Below are 19,480 nucleotides of genomic sequence, written 5' to 3'. Positions count from 1 at the left end.
GACTGATGGCTCGAGCGTCGGTGGTACTCGCGAACGTCGAGTGGGCCCGTCTCCTCGAGCGGCTGTTGTATCTCTTTCCGCCGGTGATCGGCGTCGGCGTCGTGGGCGTGTTACAGGAGGCCGATCCCGGAGTCCCGCTGCTCGAGTCGGGGCTCGTCCTCGTCGGAACGTTCGGCTACACCCTCCTGGCCCTCGGTCTCTCGATCGCACTGTTCGCCGACGCTCGACGGGTCCGTCGGCAAGGCGGCGCGAGCGACCACTGGCGACCGAGCCCGTGGGGAAACGCCCTCTTCGCGCTCCTCTGGGCACCGGTCGCCGGCGTGTTCTACCTCTATCGTCGCCACAAACGGTTCGGCACGCGACCCGGCTGGTCCGGGTGGTGGCTGGTCGTCGCCCTGTCGCTTTCGACGACGGTGATCGGCTTCGCCGGGGCGGTGATCGCCGTCGTCTTTTCGCTGCCGGGGCTGTTCCTGACCGCCGTCGGCCTCGCCGGCGCGATCGCCTTCGGGACGTTCCCGATCGCGATCCACCAGGACGCCGCCTACGTCAGCACCTACGGCGACTCCTGGCGGCCGAACCCCGGACTCTACCTCGGCCTCGCGTTCCTGAGCCTCTCGCTTGCCCCGCTACAGCCGGTGCTCGCGGGTTACTACCTCCTGCGGAGACGACGAACGAGTCTCCCGGGGGAGTGACGGCGACGCGAACGCGCAGCCGTCGCGACTCGAGTCCCGACCCACAAGCGTGCGCTTTTCATACCCGAGACGACGAGTACCTTCCATGAGAACGCGCGGGACGTTGCGGCTGGCGACACGGGGCTCTGCACTCGCCCGGCGACAGGCCTCGCTGGTACAGGAGGCCCTCGAGGAGCGCCGGTACGAGGTCGAACTCGTCACCGTCGAGACGACGGGCGATCAGATCAGGGACGAACTCATCCACCAGCTGGGGAAGACGGGTGCGTTCGTCCGCGAACTCGACGAGCGAGTTCTCGAGGGTGATCTCGACGGGGCGGTCCACTCGATGAAAGACATGCCGACGGAACAGCCGGCCGAACTCGTCACGGCCGCGGTTCCCGAGCGGGGCCCGCCGGGGGACGTCCTCGTCACCCCCGACGGCTCGACGCTCGAGGAGCTACCCGAGGGTGCGACCGTCGGGACCTCGAGTCTGCGCCGCCGTGCACAGTTGCTCTCCGAACGGTCCGATCTGACCGTCGAACCGCTTCGGGGGAACGTCGACACCCGCCTCGAGAAGCTGCTCGCGCCCGCGTTGCAGGGGGAACACCAGGATCGGACGGAAGCCGACGAGGAACGGAAGGCGAATACGGGTGACGAGGAGTTCGAGCCGGAGTTCGACCGGACCGTCGACGACTGGTTCGACGATCTCTCGGAACTCGAGCGGCGAGCGCTCGGACGCGAGGTCGAGACGGATTACGACGCGATCGTCCTCGCGGAAGCCGGCCTCGAGCGAAGCGGCTTGTCCCACTCCGTCGACTTCCAGTCCCTTCCCACGCAGTCGTTCGTCCCCGCGCCGGGTCAGGGTGCCCTCGCCGTGACGGCTCGCGACGGCGAGACCGCCCGCGAGATCCAGTCGGCGATCGACCACCCGCGCAGTCGCGTCGAGACGACCGTCGAGCGGACGCTGCTCGCGGAACTCGGCGGCGGCTGTATCGCGCCCATCGGGATCTACGCGATCTTGCAGGGGGAGTACGTCCACACCCGGGTGAGCGTCTTCGATCGCGACGGCGAGGAGTCGGTGCTCACGACTCGTGACCTCCCCGTCGAAACGCACGCCGACGCCGCCCGCGCGTTCGCGGCGGATCTCGCGGATCGCGGCGCGGACGAGTTGATCGAACGCGCCCGAAAGGCCAGCGGGGGCGACGACGCCCCCGTCTCGACGGACGACCAGCCAGAGGGGAAGTGAGATCGGACGGATGACGGATACAGACAATAGGATGACGGCGACAGACTCCACGACGGACGTCGAATCGGGAACCGTCTACCTCGTCGGCAGCGGGCCGGGCGATCCGGCGTTGCTGACCGTCAGGGCGAAGCGACTGCTCGAGGCCGCGGACGTGATCCTCCACGACAAGTTGCCCGGTCCCGAGATCATCGAGGCCATTCCAGAGGACCGACGCGAGGACGTCGGCAAACGCGCCGGCGGCGAGCGCACGCCCCAGTCCGAGATCAACGAGCGACTGGTCGAACTCGCCCGCGAGGGCAACGCCGTGGTTCGGCTCAAAGGCGGCGACTCGTTCGTCTTCGGCCGCGGCGGCGAGGAAGCCGAGCACCTCGCGGCCCGCGAAATCCCCTTCGAGGTCGTTCCCGCCGTCACCTCCGCCATCGCCGCGCCCGCGGTGGCCGGGATCCCGGTCACCCACCGCGATCACGCCTCCTCCGTCTCGTTCGTCACGGGCCACGAGGACCCCACGAAAGCGGAGTCGGCCGTCGACTGGGACGCGCTCGCCGCCACCGGCGGAACGATCGTCGTCCTGATGGGCGTCGGCCGGCTTCCGGACTACACGACGGCGCTGCTCGAGGCCGGGATGGCCCCCGAGACGCCGGTCGCACTGATCGAACGCGGAACCTGGCCCGGACAGCAGGTCGCGACGGGCACCCTCGAGACGATCGTCGACGCCCGCGACGAGGCGGGAATCTCGCCGCCCGCGGTGACGGTGATCGGCGACGTCGCGGGCACCCGCGACTCGGTCGTCGAGTTCCTCGAAAACGAACGCAGCCGCTCTGCGAACCGAACGGCAGACCGCGGGGGTGAGAACCGATGAGCGAGCGAAGCGAAACGGCGGCCGACTCCGCACCATCGACGGGGCCGCCGACCGTCGCCGTCTTCCGCCCCGACGACGAGCGCCTCGAGGAGGCCGTGTCGCTGCTCGAAGACCTCGGTGCGAACCCGGTTCCCGACCCGATGCTCGCGGTCGAACCGGCCGACGCGACGCCCCGGACCGACGCCGACTACGTCGTGTTCACGAGCAAGACCGGCGCGGAACTCGTCTCGGAAGCAGGCTGGGAGCCGACCGGCGAAACCGTCTGTGCGATCGGTCCCGCGACGGCCGACGCGCTCCGCGAGGAGGGGTACGCCGTCGATATCGTCCCCGAGGAGTTCACCTCGAGCGGACTGGTCGACACGCTCGCAGCCGAGGTCGACGGCGCGCGGATCGAAGTCGCCAGAAGCGACCACGGCAGCCCGGTTCTGCTCGAGGGACTCGAGGCGGCCGGCGCGTACGTCCACGAGACGGTTCTCTATCGACTCGTGCGACCGGACGGCAGCGGCGACTCGGCCGAACTGGCCGCCGCCGGTGACCTCGACGCCGTCTGTTTCACGTCCTCGCTGACCGTCGAACACTTCCTCGAGGCCGCCGCCGAGCGCGGCGTGCGCGACGACGCGCTCACGGGACTGGCGGACGCGACCGTCGGCGTCATCGGCGAGCCGACGGCCGAAACCGCGTCGTCACAGGGCCTCGCGGTCGACGTCGTCCCCGAAGAAGCGACGTTCGAGGCGCTCGCGCGGGCGGTGTTAACCGGCTGAGACGTCTGTAAACCGCCTAACACATATGCAAATCGGTTGATACGGTCTGTGAATTTCGCAGATCCGTGTACCGACTCGAGCGCTACGGCGACGGCCGTCTTTCTTTCTCGAGCAGCCGAAAGGCGAGCAACGCCGGAAGCGCGAAGCCGACGGCGTTGACGCTGCCGTGCCAGCGAACCATCTCAGGAATCGTTATCAAAACCGACGTCCCGGGGAGCGACGAGTAGGCGAAGGCGAGCGCCAGCGCCATCGTCCAGCAGACCGACAGCGCGGCGACGGAGAGCAACGCCCCCGGGACCCGCGCTACCGCCGGAACGACCGCGCGAACCCACAGCACGGCGAACCCAACCACGGCGAGCGCGAAGACGAGGACGGCGACGGCCTCGAGCAGCGCCGAGAACGCGATCCCGACCGCGATCAGACCGATTCCGACGAGTATGACGACCGTCGTGGCGGCCCCTGTGCGACCGACGATCGTGGATCCGAATCGGCCGTCCTCGTCCGTGAGGAGTCGGCCGGTCAGGCCGACGACGAGCGGGAGGACGAACCCGGCGTAGTGGAAGTGGACTCCGGTCAGGAGAACGATGATCGGCGCGAACCCCAGACCGATCCCGGCCGTATGCAGGAGCACGAAGACGGCGGCGACGGGAACGTAGAGGCAGGCGACGTCGATCGCGAGTTCCGGGAGCGGCCCGCCGCGTCTCGAGGCGAGCCGTTGGGCGCCGAGCAGGGCCACCCCACCGGTGACGCCGATCCACGGAACGACGAGCGCCACCGCGACGACCGATCCCTGTGACGCCGCGAGCCCGGCAACGACCGCCAGCGCCGCCGGAAACTGGCCGACGACGACGGCGGTGTAGAGCGTCCTCGAGCCCGTGACGTCCCGAACCGGCTGGAGGAATCCGAGCCCGAGCGGGACCAGGACGAGCGTCGCGAGGGCGACGTAGCGTTCGACGGCCGACGAGCCGATCGCTCCGGTTTGAGCCCCGACAACGATCGCGAGCCAGACGAGACCACCCAGCGCGGCGCTCAGGTCGGTCACGCGTCGGCCGGCGACGGACGGACACCCGCGACTCGCCGGCCGACGGAGTTCCGAAGCCGCAGTGCTAGATTCGCTCATCCGTACCCACCGGGGAGGTCGAGTCCGTCCAGCGCGGCCGGCGGTGGCTGGTCGCCTTCGAGCGGCCGGAACTCGTGATCGAACGCGCCCTCGTAGCCGAAGACCGCCCCGAGCAGCGGATTCGTGATCTCGGCCGCCACGCGATACTGACCCACTTCCTCGTCGTACCAGTCTCGCAGCCGACCGTCAGCCGAGAGCGGTCCCGGCAGCGTGACGTACCGACCGCCGATTCGCAGCCACTGGCTCCCGATCGAGAGCGCGAGCCGATCGCCGTCGGCGTCGACGTGAAGGTCCGCGGCGACGAGGCCCCGGCGGCCGAACAGGTTCGTGATACCCCCTCGAGCCGGGTTCCAGCGGAGCGTATCGACGAACGTTCGCGGCGGCGACGTCTCGAACTCGCGCTCGAGAAACAGCGCCTCGTTGCCGTTACTGTCGACGAACGGCACCGTCGTGATGGTAAACGGTACGTCGGTGCCGGCCTCGGGAAAGAGGAAATCGTCGGCGGTGGCGAGCCAGAGTACCGGCAGCGCGAGCGGGTGGCGCTCGAGTTCGTCCATGCGTCCGACGCCGACCGCCTGACGGTTCTCGCCGGATTCGAGGCCGTACCGGTCGCGAACGCGTGGATGGAGCGACTCCCACCCCTGGCCGACTTCGCGTTCGAACAGCCCGGTCACGGTTGTTCGCCTCCGTTCGGTTCGACGGGTACGGGGTTGTGCTCGTCCGTCATAGCAACACAGGATCTACTCTTCCCACTGTGGTCGCGGAGAACCTGGTAACTCGTCCGTTCGTTCCACCAAATCGTCTTCGGTTAGCCATGGGTAACACCGATCCTGCAACTCGAACAGTCTGAAATCGTTCAACTGAATCCAGCTGTAGGAGGGAACCGCCAGATCACGATCGGCAAGCCACTCTGTGAGATCCTCGACAGTCACATCGATCCCAGCCGCAGTGGCTCGATCGACAAGTTTCGATAGTTCGGACTGTTTCGTCTCCTCGTCAGCACCAGTTGCAGTCTCGATTTGAGCCGCTGCGGCGAGGACGTCGTCTCTGTCTCGAAGATTTGATTCCGTGTCCCACCGGTAGCCTCGTGGCAGGACGTACGCCTTCCTGAAATATTCTGTCTCCGAAAGCTTGCCCAGTTCGTTAATCTCGCCGCCTGCATCCTGCTCGATAACGGTCGTGATATAGTCGGCGAGCGCCGCTGTAAGATGAAACTTGACGCGGAACTCGGGGAGTCGTGAGACGTCGATATCGTCCAGATCGCCGATCAGGAACGCGTAGGTTCCGTAGCGGCGATTGAGTCGATCACTTACCGACCGTACCCGGCGGATATAGGGCGACCGATAACTTCCTAAGACGAGATACGCGGTCTGGTCCCGTTCGTAGATGGCTGGGAGTTCGTCTTGTGCCCACGAGAGAATATCCATCGCTTCTGTCGGTGTGACATCAACGTCGTGCAGAGCGCGACGGACAGCACCCATGATTTGTCCGGCGTTCGGCGGTACAGATGGCGTCGTCATATTTCGTTCGTCAACTGGCTCAGTGATACGTTTTCTGATTAACTTAGTAATATAGTCCGATCGGTCACTTAGTTACCCCAAATCGTTATGTTCGGAGCCATGCTACAGTCCACTATGAGCCATACTGCGGGCGATGTCTTCGACGATCCTTTCGCCGAGCAACGCGAAATGCGGGAGTTACTCTCCCAGGAGACCCGCCATCTGATCGTCCAGTGTCTGCTAGGCCATCCTCACCACCTCGCGTCGCTAGCCGAACTCTCCTACATGATTCAGAAAAATGAAGGTGCGATTCTCGATCAACTCGAGACGCTTCAAGAGGCCGGTCTCCTGGACGTCTACGTCCACGAGCCGAACATATCCACACGAGACCTACCGTCTCGGTTTTGGGGGCCGACCGAACGTGGCGTCGAAGTACTGTACGAACACAACTTCCTTCGTGGAGTCCCGGTTGCCCGGGCAGTCTACGAAGAAACGAACAAATCAGAGAAGGTTCGCCGGCACGAAACGGCTCCGCGACCATCCCTTCCTGAGGCCGTCCAGAAGGCGTTCCAATTCGAAGAACCAGCGCCCGAAAAGCGATAGTAGCCACTGAAAGCCAGTGCACACCCGATCGTATGACGGCCGCGCAGTTCAGGACGAACGGAGTGAGTGAGAACCGCGGATACTGTGATCGGTGTGTGAATCGATTCAGTTGTTACTATACTGGATCGACTCGAGGACCGGAGGTTTATCCCTTATGACGACCCACAATCGACCGATGTACCGATGACCGGGCCGGTTCCCGAACTCGAGGAGCGAGCGACTGCGTGTGCCGAACGGCTCCGTGCGGCCGATCGCGTTCTGCTCGCGTCTCACATCGACGCCGACGGATTGACCAGCGCCGCGATCGCAGCACAGGCCCTCGAGCGGGCTGGTATCCCGTTCGAGGCGGTCTTCGAGAAACAGCTCGACGGGGAGGCGATCGCGGACATCGCGGCAACGGAGTACGCCACCGTCCTCTTTACCGACTTCGGGAGCGGGCAACTCGACATCATCGGCGAGTACGAGGACGACGGCGCGTTCACGCCCGTCATCGCTGACCACCACCAGCCGGCCACGGTCAACGAACAGGACTCGTCTTCCGACGGGACGCCCTCGCGGGCGGACACCGAGTACCACCTCAATCCGCTCCTGTTCGGGATCGACGGCGCGTCCGAACTCTCGGGTGCCGGCGCGAGTTACGTCCTCGCGCGGGCGCTCGCGACGGTTTCCGCTCCCGACGCGGACTCGACGGTCGCGACCGACGGCGGCGCTGCCACGGCAGACTCGCCGGCGTCACGAGCCCGCGCGGACAATCGCGACCTCGCCGCGCTGGCCGTCGTCGGTGCCGTCGGCGACATGCAGGCAAGCGGCGGCGAACTCCACGGCGCGAACGCGAAAATCGTCGAGGAGGGCGTCGACGCTGGCGTCCTCGAGACCGGAACCGACCTCGCGCTGTACGGCAAACAGACCAGACCCCTGCCCAAACTCCTCGAGTACGCGACGGACGTTCACATCCCCGGCATCTCGAACGACGAGAGCGGAGCGCTTCGATTTCTCGACGACCTCGACCTCGAGTTGAAGCGAGACGGCGAGTGGCGTCGGTGGGCCGGCCTCACGAACGAGGAGAAACAGACCGTGGCAAGTGCGCTCGTCAAACGGGCCGTCTCGACGGGCGTCCCGCCGGGGAAGATCGACCAACTCGTCGGAACGTCGTACGTGCTGGCCGAGGAACCGGTCGGCTCGGAACTCCGGGACGCCAGCGAGTTCTCGACGCTGCTCAACGCGACCGCACGCTACGACCGCGCCGACGTCGGCCTCGGCGTCTGTCTCGGCGATCGTGACGGTGCGCTCGAGCGAGCCCGCACGCTCTTGCGAGACCACCGCCGGAACCTCTCGTCGGGAATCGACCTCGTCACCCGGGAGGGAGTCACCGTCGAAGAACACGTCCAGTGGTTCCACGCCGGCGATCGGATCCGCGAGACCATCGTCGGCATCGTCGCGGGAATGGCGATGGGCAACGACGGAATCAGTCGATCGAAGCCGATTTTCGCGTTCGCGGAGAAGTCCACCGATTCTCGAGCAGCCGCTGCCGATGACGAGGACGGAAACGTGACCGGAGAAGACGACGATAGCGAGGACATCGAGATCAAGGTTTCCGCGCGCGGAACGCACAGTCTGGTCCGCAAGGGACTCGACCTCTCGGTCGTCATGAGCGAGGCGTCGAAGGCCGTCGGCGGCGACGGCGGCGGCCACGACGTCGCGGCCGGGGCGACGGTTCCGGCCGGGGGGGAAGCGGAGTTCGTCGAACGCGCGGACGAAATCGTCGGCGACCAGCTATCCTGAACGATCCATCGACGTCGGCACCGTCGGGATCAGCGGCGCACGAGACGTCAGGAGGTACGTCGACTTGCGGACCGCACCCTTGGCGTACTGAACGGTGCTCTTGTGGACCGGCGTCCGCTTTCCCCGGATCTGGGTTCGTCCCTCGAGGATCGCCTCCACGAGTTCGTCGCCGTCGATCTCGGCTTTGGTCGTCCGTCCGTCGTCGGGGGTGACGAGGATCTCTGTGTACGCCTTGCCGACGTTCGGCAGGTAGTGCGCGTCGCTCGCACCGATCTCCGGATAGCCCCGACGCCGAGCGAACGTCCGTGCCCGCCGGTTCCGGTAGCCGGTAAAGAGCATCGAGTTGTAGGTTTCGATCGCGTCGGCGTCGGTAATGTGGCGTTTCCGGACCCCGTGGCGACTCCGCTGGAACGGATGCGGAACGATCGCGATCCCGCCGAGTTCGCGAACGGTCTCGACGGTTTCGAGAAACGGCTGGCCGGGATCGGGACGCCGTTCGACCCCGATGGCCAGGAGATGTCCGTGTCGCGTCGAGACTTCGACGCCGGGGATCCCGATCAGTCCGTACTCCGGTGCGAGCCGAGCCGCGCGGAGCGATTCGTCGATCTCGTCGTGGTCGGTGATGACGACGCCGTCGAGGTCGATATCTGCCGCGTGCTCGAGAACGAGTTCGATCGGCTCGTGGCCGTCGTAGGAGTCGTCGGAGTGGACGTGAAAATCGATAGCGAAGGGAATTTGAGTCGTCATAGGATTCGCGCCGGTCGGTGTCGCCAATAGCTCGTTGGTCGGTATAAACACTGTGTTGGAACCGTCGTCTCGGCCCCAACGTTCGATATATCACTATGAGATTTAAGCTCTCGAGGTTATTCGATATCGAGAGACTCGCCAGACTACCTCGTCCGGTTTGCCGGTCTCGAGGGATCGATGGCTACGGGCACCCTCATCTGCGCCCGTAAACGCTGATGACGACGGTTCCGGTCGATATAGTAACAACTGGAACTATTTACACACTGATCGCACAGCTCACGGCTCACTGCACTCCCCGTTCGCTATATCGCGGTTCTCGCTCGTTCCACTCGCTCACGGGTTACTTCGTTCCCCGCTCGCCATTCCGCGTTTCTCGCTCGTTCCACTCGCTCACGGGTCACTGCGTTCCCCGCTCGCCATTCCGCGGTTCTCGCTCACTCCGTTCGCTCCGAACCGCGCACGCTCCGAACCGCGTACACCTCGTGCGATCAGGTGTGCATTGACTTCCAGTGGCTACTATAGGAACTCGGGACTCGCTTCGAGAAGCGTCAGCGAACGCTCTCCGAGCACCTCACGGATCGTTTGGTGACGTCGCCTCCGCCGACTCGGGGAGGAAACACGACAGCGAAACCCGATCGAGAACGCGCTGAACCTCGATTGGATCTTCGACGTCGCCGACGGTCCTGTGGACACAGTGCATACACTCGAGAAGTCCTTCGACCGCGGCTCGACGGCTCGAGACGTGTCCGATCGTTTCACGTATCGTTCTGTCTCCGAGCGAGTACCGGTAGTGAAGTTTCCAGCAGCGACAGAGGCCAAGACCGGGCAGGGAGCGGGCAGCACTCGTCGCCGATGCGACGAGTGTGATCGGCGGGCGACTGTGACGATAGGCAAACCGATCGTCACGGAGTTCCGAAGGCCCCCAGCCGGGCGGCAGTTCTTCCCGACGGATGGGGTGGTTGTCGGCCATCATGTCTCCGTTCTCGCCGAGGGGCCGGGTTCCAGTTCCGCTTGCGTATGCAGCCACTTTTCCCCGGTACCGTCGCACAGCGGGGGGTCCAACAGCCCCCGAACCCGCCCGAGATCGACCGTGACCGGGACCGATCGTCCGACTTTTGTCGGTGCTCGTCCTCCCCTCGCGTATGGCCGACTTCGATCCCGAGAAATTCGAGGACAAGTACGCGAACTACTTTCCCGAACTGCAGCAAGCGTACAAAAACGCCTTCAACCGGATGAACGACCAGTACGACTCCGAACTCGTCCACGCGATCGATCAGCAGGTACTGAACGAGAGCGAACCGTTCTACGAAGGCGACGGCGAGTTTCGGGTCGAACTCCCCGAGGAACCGTACGATCGCCTCTCGGGTGTCCTCGTCGACGAGGACCGGTTCGAAAAGGTACTCGAGATCCACGTCGAGGAGATCGAGGCGGAACTCCAGCGCGTCTTCGGTTTCGCCTGAGGACGATCGGTTGTCGACCGAACACCAGGGACGGAAGGTTTAGGGGCTCGGGCACCCAACGGGCGTTCATGAGTACTGAAACCCAGAACGACGGAGACGACCTCGAGGAGCGCGTCACGAACTTCCTCCGTCGAAACTTCCCGCAGATCCAGATGCACGGCGGTAGCGCGGCGATTCAGGACCTCGATCGCGAGTCCGGCGAGGTTACCATCGCGCTCGGCGGTGCCTGCAGCGGCTGTGGTATCTCCCCGATGACGATTCAGGCGATCAAGAGCCGAATGGTCAAAGAGATCCCCGAAATCGAGAAGGTCAACGCCCACACCGGGATGGAAGGCGGCGACGACATGGGCGGCGGAATGAGTCCGTCGTTCCCCGGTGAAACCGTCGACGACGGCGAGGCCGACGAAGGGCCGGAAGCTCCGTTCTAGTAACGCTTCGGGTGCGGTGACCAGAGGCCGTTTCCTCGCAATTGTTCTGATCACCGGAGATCGTTTTCACGCTCCCAGGTCCGAAGTAGCGCCGCAAGCGTCCGGTTCGTCGGAGCCTCGAGGCCCCGTTCCTCGGCTCGATCGACCACGTATCCGTTTATCGCGTCGATCTCGGTTGGGCGGCCCGCGAGAACGTCCTGGCGCATCGATGAGACGTTCCCCGCGGTGTCGGCCGCGACGGCTTCCATCGTGGCGACGGCCTCCCCGTCCGAGAGGCCGACGTCACACGCTCGAGCGACGCGTGCCGCCTCGCGGGTCGCCCCGCGAGCGACGGCGTTCGCGGGGTCCTCGAGAACGGCCCCGTTGTCGACGTCGGCCAGCGCCGTCACCGGGTTGATGCCGGCGTTGACGGCGAGTTTTTCCCACAGACGACGTGACACGTCGTCGGTAACCGTCGTCTCGAGGCCGGAGGCGGCGAACGTCTGCCCGACTCGATCCGCGAGGCTCGACTCGCCGCCTCGAGTACCCACGACGACCTCGCCGAGGCCGGTGCACTCGACGACACCGGGTTCCCGACGGATCGCGCCGTAGCTCGCCGTTCCGGCCAGAACCGTCGCGTCCAGAGCATCGGCCAGCGTCTCCTCGTTTCCCATCCCGTTTTGCAGCGAGAGAACGGCGTCGAACGATCCCGTCGCGAGCGCCGCGGCCGCCGCGGCCGTGTCGGCCGATTTCACTGTCACGATCGCCAGATCGGCCGCGAGTTCCCGGCCGTCAGTCGTCGCTGCGGGACGGACGCGGGCCTCGAGTTCCCCCTCGATCCGCAGTCCGGACTCGCGGACGGCCTCGACGTGGCTCCGCCGGGCGACGAGCGTGACGTCGTTTGCGGAGTCACGAGCCAGCAGCCCGCCGACGAGGCTCCCGAGGCTTCCGGCACCGAAGACGACGATGTCCATGCTGTGGGTCGCAGTGGGCAGGGCGGGATGAAAACGGTTTCCGTCCCCTCTCATACGGACTGCTGTACGTCATTTCCGGTGAAACCGCGACCGTGCCGGCGATTCCGCTGGTAAATCGGCACAGCAGTCCGTCTCAATCTTCGGTCCAGTAGTAGAGGTTCTCCCGTTCGGTCCCACAGGAGGGACAACTGTCCGGAAGGTCGTGGTCGAGCGTTCCCATCTCGCCGCATTCGAGACACCGCCACATCAGGTGTGCCTCGCCGAACTTCTGCCCGGAACGGACGTGTTCGACGCTCATCCCCTCGAGGCCGTCCCGAAGCGTGACGTAGAACCCCTCCTCGTCGAACCCGCGAATCTGACCGATCCGCGCCCCGTCTTCGGTGTAGACGGTCGTGCCGAACCCCAATCGAGGCCGCTGTTTTTCGGTGGCCATAGGTGACGGCACGACTCGCGCAGCGATAAAGGAAACACGGTTGTTAGAACGTCTGAACGTCTTTCTCGAGTGAACCACGTGAACTGCCCCTGGATGAATAAACCTCATAGTGGTATACCCAATTGTTCGCCGTGCTATGTCGTTACACCCGTTATCCGGCCATCCACGCCCCCAACCGTCGTACGGTCGATCCCGAGTGCGTTGATCCGGTCTGTTGTACCGATAAAATCGCGACCTGTATGCGGTCTCCGAAACTGACTGACACCGGTCCGTGTGAGTCGTTCGTCGCTCTCGGCGTCGGACGGTTACTCCACACGGACGAGGCGATCGTTCCAGCACTCCTCACAGGTGCTCTTTCGGCGACTATACGTACAACTGCAAACCGTACACTGGAAGGTTCGCTCGCTCGCGAATTTCGATCCAGTACTATCCATTAACTTACGTATCGATTTCACGTCCTTCAGTAGCGTGCCAGCTACGCTATTCAACAAAAACTAAATTAGTATAAGTTTATTGGAAAGTGACTTTAGTCATACATTCGTGCTGTGAAATGTAGGGTCGTGGTCCAACTGTAACTATTCATACACTGACCGCCCAGCCCTCGCTCGATCAGGCGGACAGCGAGTTGCAGTGGGTACCACATCGTTTGCCGGCCAGTCCACGAGTGAACTCCACGGTGAGTCTGGCTCGCGGTCGTATCCCGGTGAACGCCTTCAGTCGGAGACCGCTCGCTGTGCCTCCGAGAGCGTGAACTCGCCTTCGTACAGCGCGCTCCCGACGACGACGGCGGCCGCGCCGGCGTCCTCGAGCGCTCGCACGTCCTCGAGCGTCGCCACGCCGCCGCTCGCGATCACCGGGACGTCGGTGGCGTCGACCAGATCCCGCACGGGTTCGGTCGCGACGCCCTCGAGTCGTCCCTCCACGTCGACGTTCGTAAAGAGGATCGCGCCGGCACCGAGCTCTTCGTACCGCTCGGCCGCCTCGACGGGCGAGATCCCCGCCCCTTCGGTCCACCCCTCGACGACGACCTCGCCGTCTTTCGCGTCGAGGCTGACGACGACGCTATCGGGGTGTTCCGCGCTGATCTCCGCGACGATCTCCGGGTTTTCGACCGCCGCCGTTCCCAGGATGACGCGGTCGAGTCCGCGCTCGAGCAGCCCCGTGGCGTCCTCGACGGTTCGAATCCCGCCGCCCAGTTGCGTCGGCACGTCGACGGCCTCGAGGACCGAGTCGATCGCGTTGGCGTTGGCGCGTTCGCCGTCGAACGCACCGTCCAGGTCGACGAGGTGGAGCATCGTCGCGCCGGCGTCGATCCAGCGTCTGGCGGCTTCGACCGGTTCGCCGTAGCGCTTTTCGGTGCCGCGTTCGCCCTGGACGAGTTGCACGACCTCGCCGTCCTGTACGTCGACCGCGGGAATCACTCGAAATTCGGGAAACGCTGTCATGGCCGGACGGAAGGGAAGCGACCGCCTAAAGCCACCGACTTCGTCGGTCTCGAGCACCGAATGTGATATGATCTACATAACGTATTTGTAGGATCCAGTATCTATTTCAGACCGACAGCCGTATCGTCGGCCGATGGTGGAAACCCTTCTGCTGGTCGGAGTCGTTGCCTCCGTTTTCGTGGGGTTCAATATCGGCGGATCGTCGACGGGGATCGCGTGGGGTCCCGCCGTCGGTGCTGGGCTCTTGCGGAAGACGACTGCTGCAGGACTCATGACGTTTTTCGTCTTTCTCGGCGGCTGGACCGTCGGACAAAACGTCATGGAGACGCTGAGCGCGGGAATCATCCACATCGAGATTTCGCTGGCGGCCGGGGTCGCCGTCCTGTTTTTCATCGGGATGGGAATACTCGTGGCGAACGTCTTCGGTGTCCCCGTTCCGACGTCGATGACCACCGTCGGGGCGATCGCGGGGCTCGGTCTCGCGACGGATACCCTCAACTTCGAGACGATCGGCTGGATCGTCTCGTGGTGGGTCGTCACGCCGATCATCGGCTTCTGGATCGGTGCGACGATCGGGCGGTACGTCTATCCGGAGCTCAACCGACGCTTCGAGATCACGTCCACCGAGGGACCGCTTCTCGTCTTTTTTCCGGCCGACTCGAGACTGCCGATCGGATTCGGACCGAACACGACCACGCAGGAAATCGCGGGAACGATCGTCGTCTTCGTCATTGGGTGTTACATGGCCTTCAGTGCCGGGGCGAGCAACGTCCCGAACGCTGTCGCGCCGCTGGTCAGCAGCGGCGCGCTCGAGCCGAACACCGCGATCGTCGTCGCGACGCTCGCCATCGGACTCGGTGGGTTTACGATCGCGCGCCGAACGATGGAGTCCGTCGGCAGCGAACTGAGCGACATTCCCCTTCTGGCGGCGCTGATCGTCATGATAACCGCCTCGACGATCACAACCACCCTCTCGTGGATGGGCATTCCGATCAGTCTCGTGATGTCCTCGGTGATGACGATCGTCGGCCTCGGCTGGGGCCGTGCGACTCGTCCTATTACGGCTCGCGAGGCGATTCGTGGAAGTTCTGACGCGGAGATCGCCATGGGGGCGCTGACGGCCGAACCCGACGCCCCAGTCACCGAAATCGGCGCGGAAGAATCCGAGGCGGCCCTGGATGCCGGGGATCTCTTCAACCCGCGGGCCGTCATCAAGTACGTCTCGATGTGGATCGTCGGCCCATCGATGTCGACGCTACTCGCTTACGGCTTCTTCAACGTCGTCTTCCTCGTCGGATGACGCTCCAGAACCCGACCCAGGCGTTTATTCGCTCCCCCCGCGTAGAACGCGTATGATCTCGCGCGTTCTCGTTCCGATGGACGGCTCCGATATGAGCGAACAGGCACTCACTTACGCACTCGAGGCGTATCCGGACGCCGAGATAACCGTCTTGCACGTCGTCGGAGAACCGTCGCCGCTGTGGGGCAAGGCGACTGGACTGGCGCTTGCGGACGACCTCGAGGGGACTGCACAGGAACACGCCCAGCCGACGTTCGACCGTGCACGCGAACTCGTCGCGAACGCCGACAGCGACGCGGACGTAGAGACCGTCGTCAAACTGGGCCATCCCGTTCGTGCGATCCTCAACCGGGCCGACGACTACGAGACGATCGTGGTCGGTGCTCACGGTGGATCGGTATCCGATCGCCTCTTCGTCGGCAACGTCGCGGATAAAATCGTTCGCCAATCACCGGTCCCGGTCGTCGTCGTCCGGTAACCGCGACCCGTCTGCGGTCACACCAGTAAATCGGTGTAACAATCTCTATGACTCTTCGGCGTCGTCTCGAGCCGGTTTATCGTCGTCGTTGTCGTCGTTGCGGTCGGGTTTCTCGTCGATGGAGCTATCGATCAACTGCTCGACTTCGTCCTCGCGAGGGCGGCGATCGACTCGTTCCTCGACGGCCTGAACCTCCGCTTGCATCTCCTCGAGTTGCCGACCAACGGTCCGTTCGACGGCTTCCTCGACGGTTTCTCCGACTGTTTTCTCGACTGTCTCGCCTACTCTCTCTTCGACCGTCTCTCCGACGCTCTCCTCGACCGTTTCACTGACTTTTTCCTCGACCGTTTCGCCCACGCTCTCTTCGACGGTTTCCCCAACTGTTTTCTCGACCGTCTCTTCGACTGTCTCACCTACTCTCTCTTCGACCGTCTCTCCGACGCTCTCCTCGACCGTCTCGCTGACTTTCGCCTCGACCGTTTCGCCCACGCTCTCTTCAACTGTTTCTCCGACTGTCTTCTCGACCGTCTCTCCGACTGTTTTCTCGACCGTCTCTTCGACCGTCTCGCCCACGCTCTCCTCGACCGTCTCGCTGACTTTCGCCTCGACTGTCTCTCCAACGCTCTCTTCAACCGTTTCTCCGACGCTTTCCTCGACCGACTCCTGGACCGCTCTAGTCATCCAGTCGGGATCGAACCGCGCCATCTTCCAGACGACGTGGACCACGTACGATGCGAACACACCCACACCGAAAGCGATCCCGACGTTCGTGCCAAGGAACAGAATCAGAAGGATCGAGAGGCCGATCAACGCGCCGTAAGCGAGGTCGACAGCCGCATCGACACGGACCGGGTTCAGCATGACCGATCACCATCGGGACGTTCGAGCTGAACTCCGGAGAAGTTCCGGTAGCTGTGCTCACTGCCGTCGTACAGGACCGGCGATTCAGTTCCCCCCCGATCGTCTTCCACGACGCGTTTCGAGTCGAAATACATGTTACTGTACTCCACGGTACGCTCGATTGAAGTTCTTTAGGATTGATTCCTCTCGGCAGCAACTGGTTGGACCGCGACGCATCGAACCGATATCCATCCTCGAGACGGCCCCACCGACTCGGAGAGTGGTCGGTTCTGGACGTGTTTCACTGGACAGTGACGGGCAAAATAGGCGTGTTTTTAGGGATGGAAAGTGTGTACACCTGATGTGACAGAAGTACTGTTGATCGTGGGGCTCATCGTTGCAGTCTTCGTCGGCTACAACATCGGTGGCGCGACGACGGGGCCTGCGTTCGGTCCTGCCGTCGGTGCCAACGTAATTACCAAACTGATGGCGGCGGCGCTGATGTCGGTGTTTTTCTTTCTCGGTGCGATCACGATCGGTCCGAACGTCGTCACGACGCTCGGGGACGAACTCGTTCACACGACCGATATTTTCACGCTTCGAGCGAACGTCGCCGTCCTCTTTTTCATCGGCGGCGCGCTGTTCGTCGGCAACTACGCCGGCGTCCCCGCTTCGACGTCGATGACGGCCGTCGGCGCGATCGCCGCACTCGGCCTCGCGACCGGGGAACTCAACCTCGCCGTTCTGGGCGAGATCGTCGTCTGGTGGATCGTCGCCCCGATTATCGGCTTCTGGGTAGCTGGCATCGTCGGTCGGTACTTCTACCCCAAAATTAACGCCTGGATCGCGATCGAAGCCAGCGATAGCGACCGTGAGATGATCACCGTCGACCGATCGGGACTGATCCCACGGCTCCGATTCGGTGAAAACGCGGACCGCCGCGAAATCACTGGCGCGTTCATTGTCGTCGGAATCGGCTGTCTGATGGGGTTTTCCTCGGGAACGAGCAACATCGCGAACGCGATCGCACCGATCTACGGCACCGGCGAAATCGAAATGGTGCCGCTCATACTGCTCGGATCGATCGCCGTCGCCGTCGGCTGTTTCACCATCGCTCGACGAACGCTCGACACGCTCGGCAACGACATCACGAACCTTCCGTTGACGGCAGCAATCGTCGTGGCCGTCATCAGTTCCACGCTCGTCGTCGGGCTCTCGTTCATCGGTATCCCGGCGAGTTTCGTGGTCATCGCGACCATGAGCATCATCGGGCTCGGCTGGGGTCGAGCAACGAGGACGACGACGATCCCGGACGCCGCCCGCGGCGAGGAAACACGCGTCTCCGTCGGCGCGCTTACCGCCGAAGAGGAAGGCGAAGAGCCCCCCAAAATCGGAACCGAAGATCCCAGAGACATCCCGAAGGCGTCCGACCTTTTCGATCCCTCGACGACTGCTCGCGTGATCCTCATGCAAAACGTCGTTCCGATTATCTCCACCGCCGGTGCGTTCCTTACGTTCCGATTCGTGCCGATTTTCGGCTTTTGACCTCCAGCCGGACGATTCTCCGATGTACTCCCGGCCTCCTCGTTCGAACGGTTACCGTCGATTATCGCCGTCCAAACGGGGGCAGTTCGCGGTCAGCCGGTCGGTCGGTGACCAATCCGTCCGATTCGATATCGTTCCACTCGAGGTATCAACGGTAAGACATGTATTTGCACCACTCATAGAGAATATCGTAGACGTTCATAGTTTTCTTCCGGCAAACCGAGATACCACGCCGAAGACCGGGTCTCGGAAGTGGCGGTTGGCTACGATAATCCCTCTCAGCCTATCGCTTGCCGGTTCGTACCGCGACATTTTGAGCACGCCTTAAAAAGTGATTGCGGACGGAACAGCAAGCTATACCAGTGCGGGACGTGAATCGACGGGTGATGCCCACGGTAGAATACCTCAACTACGAAGTAGTGGACGACAACGGCTGGGACATTTACGACGACGACGTCTTCGAGGACGCCGCCGAACAGGGCCTCGACGACGAAGATTACGGGACGCTCGAGGTCAACGAGGGCGAGTACATCCTCGAGGCCGCAGAGGCACAGGGCTACGACTGGCCCTTCTCGTGTCGTGCAGGCGCGTGTGCAAACTGCGCTGCGATCATCGTCGAGGGCGAAATCGACATGGACATGCAGCAGATCCTCTCGGACGAGGAAGTCGAGGACAAAAACGTCGTCCTGACCTGTATCGGTTCGGCCGAAACCGACGAGGTCAAGATCGTCTACAACGCAAAGCACCTCGACTACCTGCAAAACCGCGTCATCTAGACACCAGCGTAGCACGTGCGTTAAACAAAATTTTTGAATTATCGCCCATCGATAGAGGATTTTGCAGAGTTATTGGGTTACGGACGCTCTATCTGAGAACCACGATAATTGGCGAAACTGCGGTCAGATTGTAATCCGAAAAAAGAGCTAAAACACCCGTATTTGCCTCTCTTATCCAATTACTTTCATACCTCTCACACCCGCGCGGTTTATAGTAACAACTGGAACTATCCGTCTTTAGCTAAGCGTGAAACCACGTGACAGCGACAGCTTATCGTGGATACTTTTCGGAAGGAATGAGGAGGTATCGAGTGTGCACAACGAAACCTCCTCATCTCGGATTATGCGTCGGCTCACTACATTGTTTCCCTCCGAGTTCCTCGAAGAGCACGCCGAGGAACTCGGCGTGGTCGAACGCGACCGCAAGCTCCAGATTCCCGCATTCGTCTGGGCATTCGTGTTCGGTTTCGCCGCAGGCGAAAGCCGAACACTCGCTGGCTTCAGACGCAGCTACAACTCGACAGCTGATGAGAC

Annotated in this window: 21 protein-coding genes and 1 pseudogene; 13 read left to right on the top strand and 9 right to left on the bottom strand. The window is 63.3% G+C overall.

Annotation, left to right across the window (positions count from 1 at the left end):
- The first annotated feature begins 5 nt into the window (after window positions 1-5).
- The 4 genes from EA473_RS12725 (at window position 6) to EA473_RS12710 (ending at window position 3,537) form a co-directional block, all read left to right on the top strand.
- Complete coding sequence (locus EA473_RS12725; RefSeq protein ID WP_124196039.1) at window positions 6-692, top strand: hypothetical protein; 687 nt, start codon at window positions 6-8, stop codon at window positions 690-692.
- An 85-nt stretch (window positions 693-777) separates the two neighbouring features.
- Window positions 778-1,917: a hydroxymethylbilane synthase gene (hemC, locus tag EA473_RS12720; protein WP_124196038.1), complete on the top strand. Its 1,140-nt coding sequence runs from the start codon at window positions 778-780 to the stop codon at window positions 1,915-1,917.
- 31 nt (window positions 1,918-1,948) lie between these two features.
- Window positions 1,949-2,776, top strand: coding sequence for a uroporphyrinogen-III C-methyltransferase (cobA, locus tag EA473_RS12715; protein WP_243645252.1), 828 nt, complete (start codon window positions 1,949-1,951; stop codon window positions 2,774-2,776).
- A complete protein-coding gene (locus EA473_RS12710; protein ID WP_124196036.1) occupies window positions 2,773-3,537 on the top strand; it encodes a uroporphyrinogen-III synthase in 765 nt (254 codons plus the stop codon). Before cobA ends, EA473_RS12710 begins: the two co-directional genes overlap by 4 nt.
- Window positions 3,538-3,619: 82 nt before the next feature.
- Here the strand turns inward: EA473_RS12710 and EA473_RS12705 are convergent, their stop codons facing one another.
- From EA473_RS12705 to EA473_RS12695, 3 genes are all read right to left on the bottom strand, one after another.
- The gene (locus EA473_RS12705) at window positions 3,620-4,657 is read right to left on the bottom strand and encodes a YndJ family transporter (RefSeq protein ID WP_124196035.1); all 1,038 of its coding nucleotides are present in this window, start codon (window positions 4,655-4,657) and stop codon (window positions 3,620-3,622) included.
- The gene (locus tag EA473_RS12700; RefSeq protein ID WP_124196034.1) at window positions 4,654-5,331 is read right to left on the bottom strand and encodes a DUF4166 domain-containing protein; all 678 of its coding nucleotides are present in this window, start codon (window positions 5,329-5,331) and stop codon (window positions 4,654-4,656) included. The genes EA473_RS12705 and EA473_RS12700 overlap by 4 nt, the downstream gene beginning before the upstream one ends.
- A gap of 66 nt (window positions 5,332-5,397) precedes the next feature.
- Complete coding sequence (locus tag EA473_RS12695; RefSeq protein ID WP_243645251.1) at window positions 5,398-6,084, bottom strand: hypothetical protein; 687 nt, start codon at window positions 6,082-6,084, stop codon at window positions 5,398-5,400.
- 207 nt (window positions 6,085-6,291) lie between these two features.
- Here EA473_RS12695 and EA473_RS12690 point away from each other — a divergent pair, with 207 nt between their 5' ends.
- Window positions 6,292-6,759: an ArsR family transcriptional regulator gene (locus tag EA473_RS12690; RefSeq protein ID WP_124196033.1), complete on the top strand. Its 468-nt coding sequence runs from the start codon at window positions 6,292-6,294 to the stop codon at window positions 6,757-6,759.
- A gap of 183 nt (window positions 6,760-6,942) precedes the next feature.
- Entirely contained in the window at window positions 6,943-8,541 is a 1,599-nt protein-coding gene (locus EA473_RS12685) for a DHHA1 domain-containing protein (RefSeq protein ID WP_124196032.1), read from the top strand.
- Here EA473_RS12685 and EA473_RS12680 read toward each other — a convergent pair.
- Entirely contained in the window at window positions 8,533-9,288 is a 756-nt protein-coding gene (locus EA473_RS12680; protein WP_124196031.1) for a PHP-associated domain-containing protein, read from the bottom strand. The two genes, EA473_RS12685 and EA473_RS12680, sit on opposite strands and share 9 nt — an antisense overlap.
- A 571-nt stretch (window positions 9,289-9,859) precedes the next feature.
- Window positions 9,860-10,315, bottom strand: a complete 456-nt coding sequence (locus tag EA473_RS12675) for a hypothetical protein (protein WP_394341309.1) — start codon at window positions 10,313-10,315, stop codon at window positions 9,860-9,862.
- A gap of 115 nt (window positions 10,316-10,430) precedes the next feature.
- Here EA473_RS12675 and EA473_RS12670 point away from each other — a divergent pair, with 115 nt between their 5' ends.
- Window positions 10,431-10,748 carry a DUF5783 family protein gene (locus EA473_RS12670; RefSeq protein ID WP_124196030.1) on the top strand — a complete coding sequence of 106 codons (318 nt, stop codon included), beginning with the start codon at window positions 10,431-10,433 and terminating at the stop codon, window positions 10,746-10,748.
- 68 nt (window positions 10,749-10,816) lie between these two features.
- A complete protein-coding gene (locus tag EA473_RS12665; RefSeq protein WP_124196029.1) occupies window positions 10,817-11,176 on the top strand; it encodes a NifU family protein in 360 nt (119 codons plus the stop codon).
- Window positions 11,177-11,226: 50 nt separating this feature from the next.
- On the opposite strand, the gene EA473_RS12660 is transcribed toward EA473_RS12665, so the two are convergent.
- The 3 genes from EA473_RS12660 to hisA all read right to left on the bottom strand — a co-directional run bounded on the left by EA473_RS12660 (window position 11,227) and on the right by hisA (window position 14,007).
- Complete coding sequence (locus EA473_RS12660; protein WP_124196028.1) at window positions 11,227-12,129, bottom strand: ketopantoate reductase family protein; 903 nt, start codon at window positions 12,127-12,129, stop codon at window positions 11,227-11,229.
- Between the two features lie 133 nt (window positions 12,130-12,262).
- Complete coding sequence (locus EA473_RS12655) at window positions 12,263-12,562, bottom strand: DUF7130 family rubredoxin-like protein (RefSeq protein ID WP_124196027.1); 300 nt, start codon at window positions 12,560-12,562, stop codon at window positions 12,263-12,265.
- A 713-nt stretch (window positions 12,563-13,275) separates the two neighbouring features.
- Window positions 13,276-14,007 carry a 1-(5-phosphoribosyl)-5-[(5-phosphoribosylamino)methylideneamino]imidazole-4-carboxamide isomerase gene (hisA, locus tag EA473_RS12650; protein WP_124196026.1) on the bottom strand — a complete coding sequence of 244 codons (732 nt, stop codon included), beginning with the start codon at window positions 14,005-14,007 and terminating at the stop codon, window positions 13,276-13,278.
- A gap of 133 nt (window positions 14,008-14,140) precedes the next feature.
- On the opposite strand from hisA, the gene EA473_RS12645 reads away from it, so the two are divergent.
- Together EA473_RS12645 and EA473_RS12640 are read left to right on the top strand one after the other, a co-directional pair.
- Window positions 14,141-15,307, top strand: a complete 1,167-nt coding sequence (locus EA473_RS12645; RefSeq protein ID WP_124196025.1) for an inorganic phosphate transporter — start codon at window positions 14,141-14,143, stop codon at window positions 15,305-15,307.
- A 52-nt stretch (window positions 15,308-15,359) separates the two neighbouring features.
- Window positions 15,360-15,785, top strand: a complete 426-nt coding sequence (locus tag EA473_RS12640) for a universal stress protein (protein WP_124196024.1) — start codon at window positions 15,360-15,362, stop codon at window positions 15,783-15,785.
- Window positions 15,786-15,830: 45 nt separating this feature from the next.
- On the opposite strand, the gene EA473_RS12635 is transcribed toward EA473_RS12640, so the two are convergent.
- Window positions 15,831-16,646 (bottom strand): hypothetical protein, encoded by an 816-nt coding sequence (locus EA473_RS12635; protein ID WP_124196023.1) that lies wholly within the window; start codon window positions 16,644-16,646, stop codon window positions 15,831-15,833.
- 342 nt (window positions 16,647-16,988) lie between these two features.
- Here EA473_RS12635 and EA473_RS12630 point away from each other — a divergent pair, with 342 nt between their 5' ends.
- The 3 genes and pseudogenes from EA473_RS12630 to EA473_RS12620 form a co-directional block, all read left to right on the top strand.
- The gene (locus tag EA473_RS12630) at window positions 16,989-18,170 is read left to right on the top strand and encodes an inorganic phosphate transporter (protein WP_124196022.1); all 1,182 of its coding nucleotides are present in this window, start codon (window positions 16,989-16,991) and stop codon (window positions 18,168-18,170) included.
- A gap of 386 nt (window positions 18,171-18,556) precedes the next feature.
- Entirely contained in the window at window positions 18,557-18,946 is a 390-nt protein-coding gene (fer, locus tag EA473_RS12625; protein WP_124196021.1) for a ferredoxin Fer, read from the top strand.
- Window positions 18,947-19,289: 343 nt separating this feature from the next.
- Window positions 19,290-19,480 (top strand): annotated as a pseudogene (locus EA473_RS12620) (IS4 family transposase); the annotation flags it as partial.

Origin of the sequence: Natrarchaeobius chitinivorans, assembly GCF_003841505.1 — an archaeon.
GTDB lineage: Archaea > Halobacteriota > Halobacteria > Halobacteriales > Natrialbaceae > Natrarchaeobius > Natrarchaeobius chitinivorans.
The sequence above is the reverse complement of the archived record's forward strand: the minus strand, read 5'-3'. Positions and strand labels throughout refer to the sequence as shown.

Bases quoted from the DNA above. Each gene is read 5' to 3' on its own strand.
- fer (WP_124196021.1), top strand. From the start codon at position 18,557: ATGCCCACGGTAGAATACCTCAACTACGAAGTAGTGGACGACAACGGC.
- EA473_RS12655 (WP_124196027.1), bottom strand. From the start codon at position 12,562: ATGGCCACCGAAAAACAGCGGCCTCGATTGGGGTTCGGCACGACCGTC.
- EA473_RS12705 (WP_124196035.1), bottom strand. From the start codon at position 4,657: ATGAGCGAATCTAGCACTGCGGCTTCGGAACTCCGTCGGCCGGCGAGT.
- EA473_RS12685 (WP_124196032.1), top strand. From the start codon at position 6,943: ATGACCGGGCCGGTTCCCGAACTCGAGGAGCGAGCGACTGCGTGTGCC.
- EA473_RS12645 (WP_124196025.1), top strand. From the start codon at position 14,141: ATGGTGGAAACCCTTCTGCTGGTCGGAGTCGTTGCCTCCGTTTTCGTG.
- EA473_RS12710 (WP_124196036.1), top strand. From the start codon at position 2,773: ATGAGCGAGCGAAGCGAAACGGCGGCCGACTCCGCACCATCGACGGGG.
- hisA (WP_124196026.1), bottom strand. From the start codon at position 14,007: ATGACAGCGTTTCCCGAATTTCGAGTGATTCCCGCGGTCGACGTACAG.
- EA473_RS12680 (WP_124196031.1), bottom strand. From the start codon at position 9,288: ATGACGACTCAAATTCCCTTCGCTATCGATTTTCACGTCCACTCCGAC.
- EA473_RS12690 (WP_124196033.1), top strand. From the start codon at position 6,292: ATGAGCCATACTGCGGGCGATGTCTTCGACGATCCTTTCGCCGAGCAA.
- EA473_RS12695 (WP_243645251.1), bottom strand. From the start codon at position 6,084: ATGGATATTCTCTCGTGGGCACAAGACGAACTCCCAGCCATCTACGAA.
- EA473_RS12660 (WP_124196028.1), bottom strand. From the start codon at position 12,129: ATGGACATCGTCGTCTTCGGTGCCGGAAGCCTCGGGAGCCTCGTCGGC.
- EA473_RS12640 (WP_124196024.1), top strand. From the start codon at position 15,360: ATGATCTCGCGCGTTCTCGTTCCGATGGACGGCTCCGATATGAGCGAA.
- cobA (WP_243645252.1), top strand. From the start codon at position 1,949: ATGACGGCGACAGACTCCACGACGGACGTCGAATCGGGAACCGTCTAC.
- EA473_RS12635 (WP_124196023.1), bottom strand. From the start codon at position 16,646: ATGCTGAACCCGGTCCGTGTCGATGCGGCTGTCGACCTCGCTTACGGC.
- hemC (WP_124196038.1), top strand. From the start codon at position 778: ATGAGAACGCGCGGGACGTTGCGGCTGGCGACACGGGGCTCTGCACTC.
- EA473_RS12725 (WP_124196039.1), top strand. From the start codon at position 6: ATGGCTCGAGCGTCGGTGGTACTCGCGAACGTCGAGTGGGCCCGTCTC.
- EA473_RS12670 (WP_124196030.1), top strand. From the start codon at position 10,431: ATGGCCGACTTCGATCCCGAGAAATTCGAGGACAAGTACGCGAACTAC.
- EA473_RS12665 (WP_124196029.1), top strand. From the start codon at position 10,817: ATGAGTACTGAAACCCAGAACGACGGAGACGACCTCGAGGAGCGCGTC.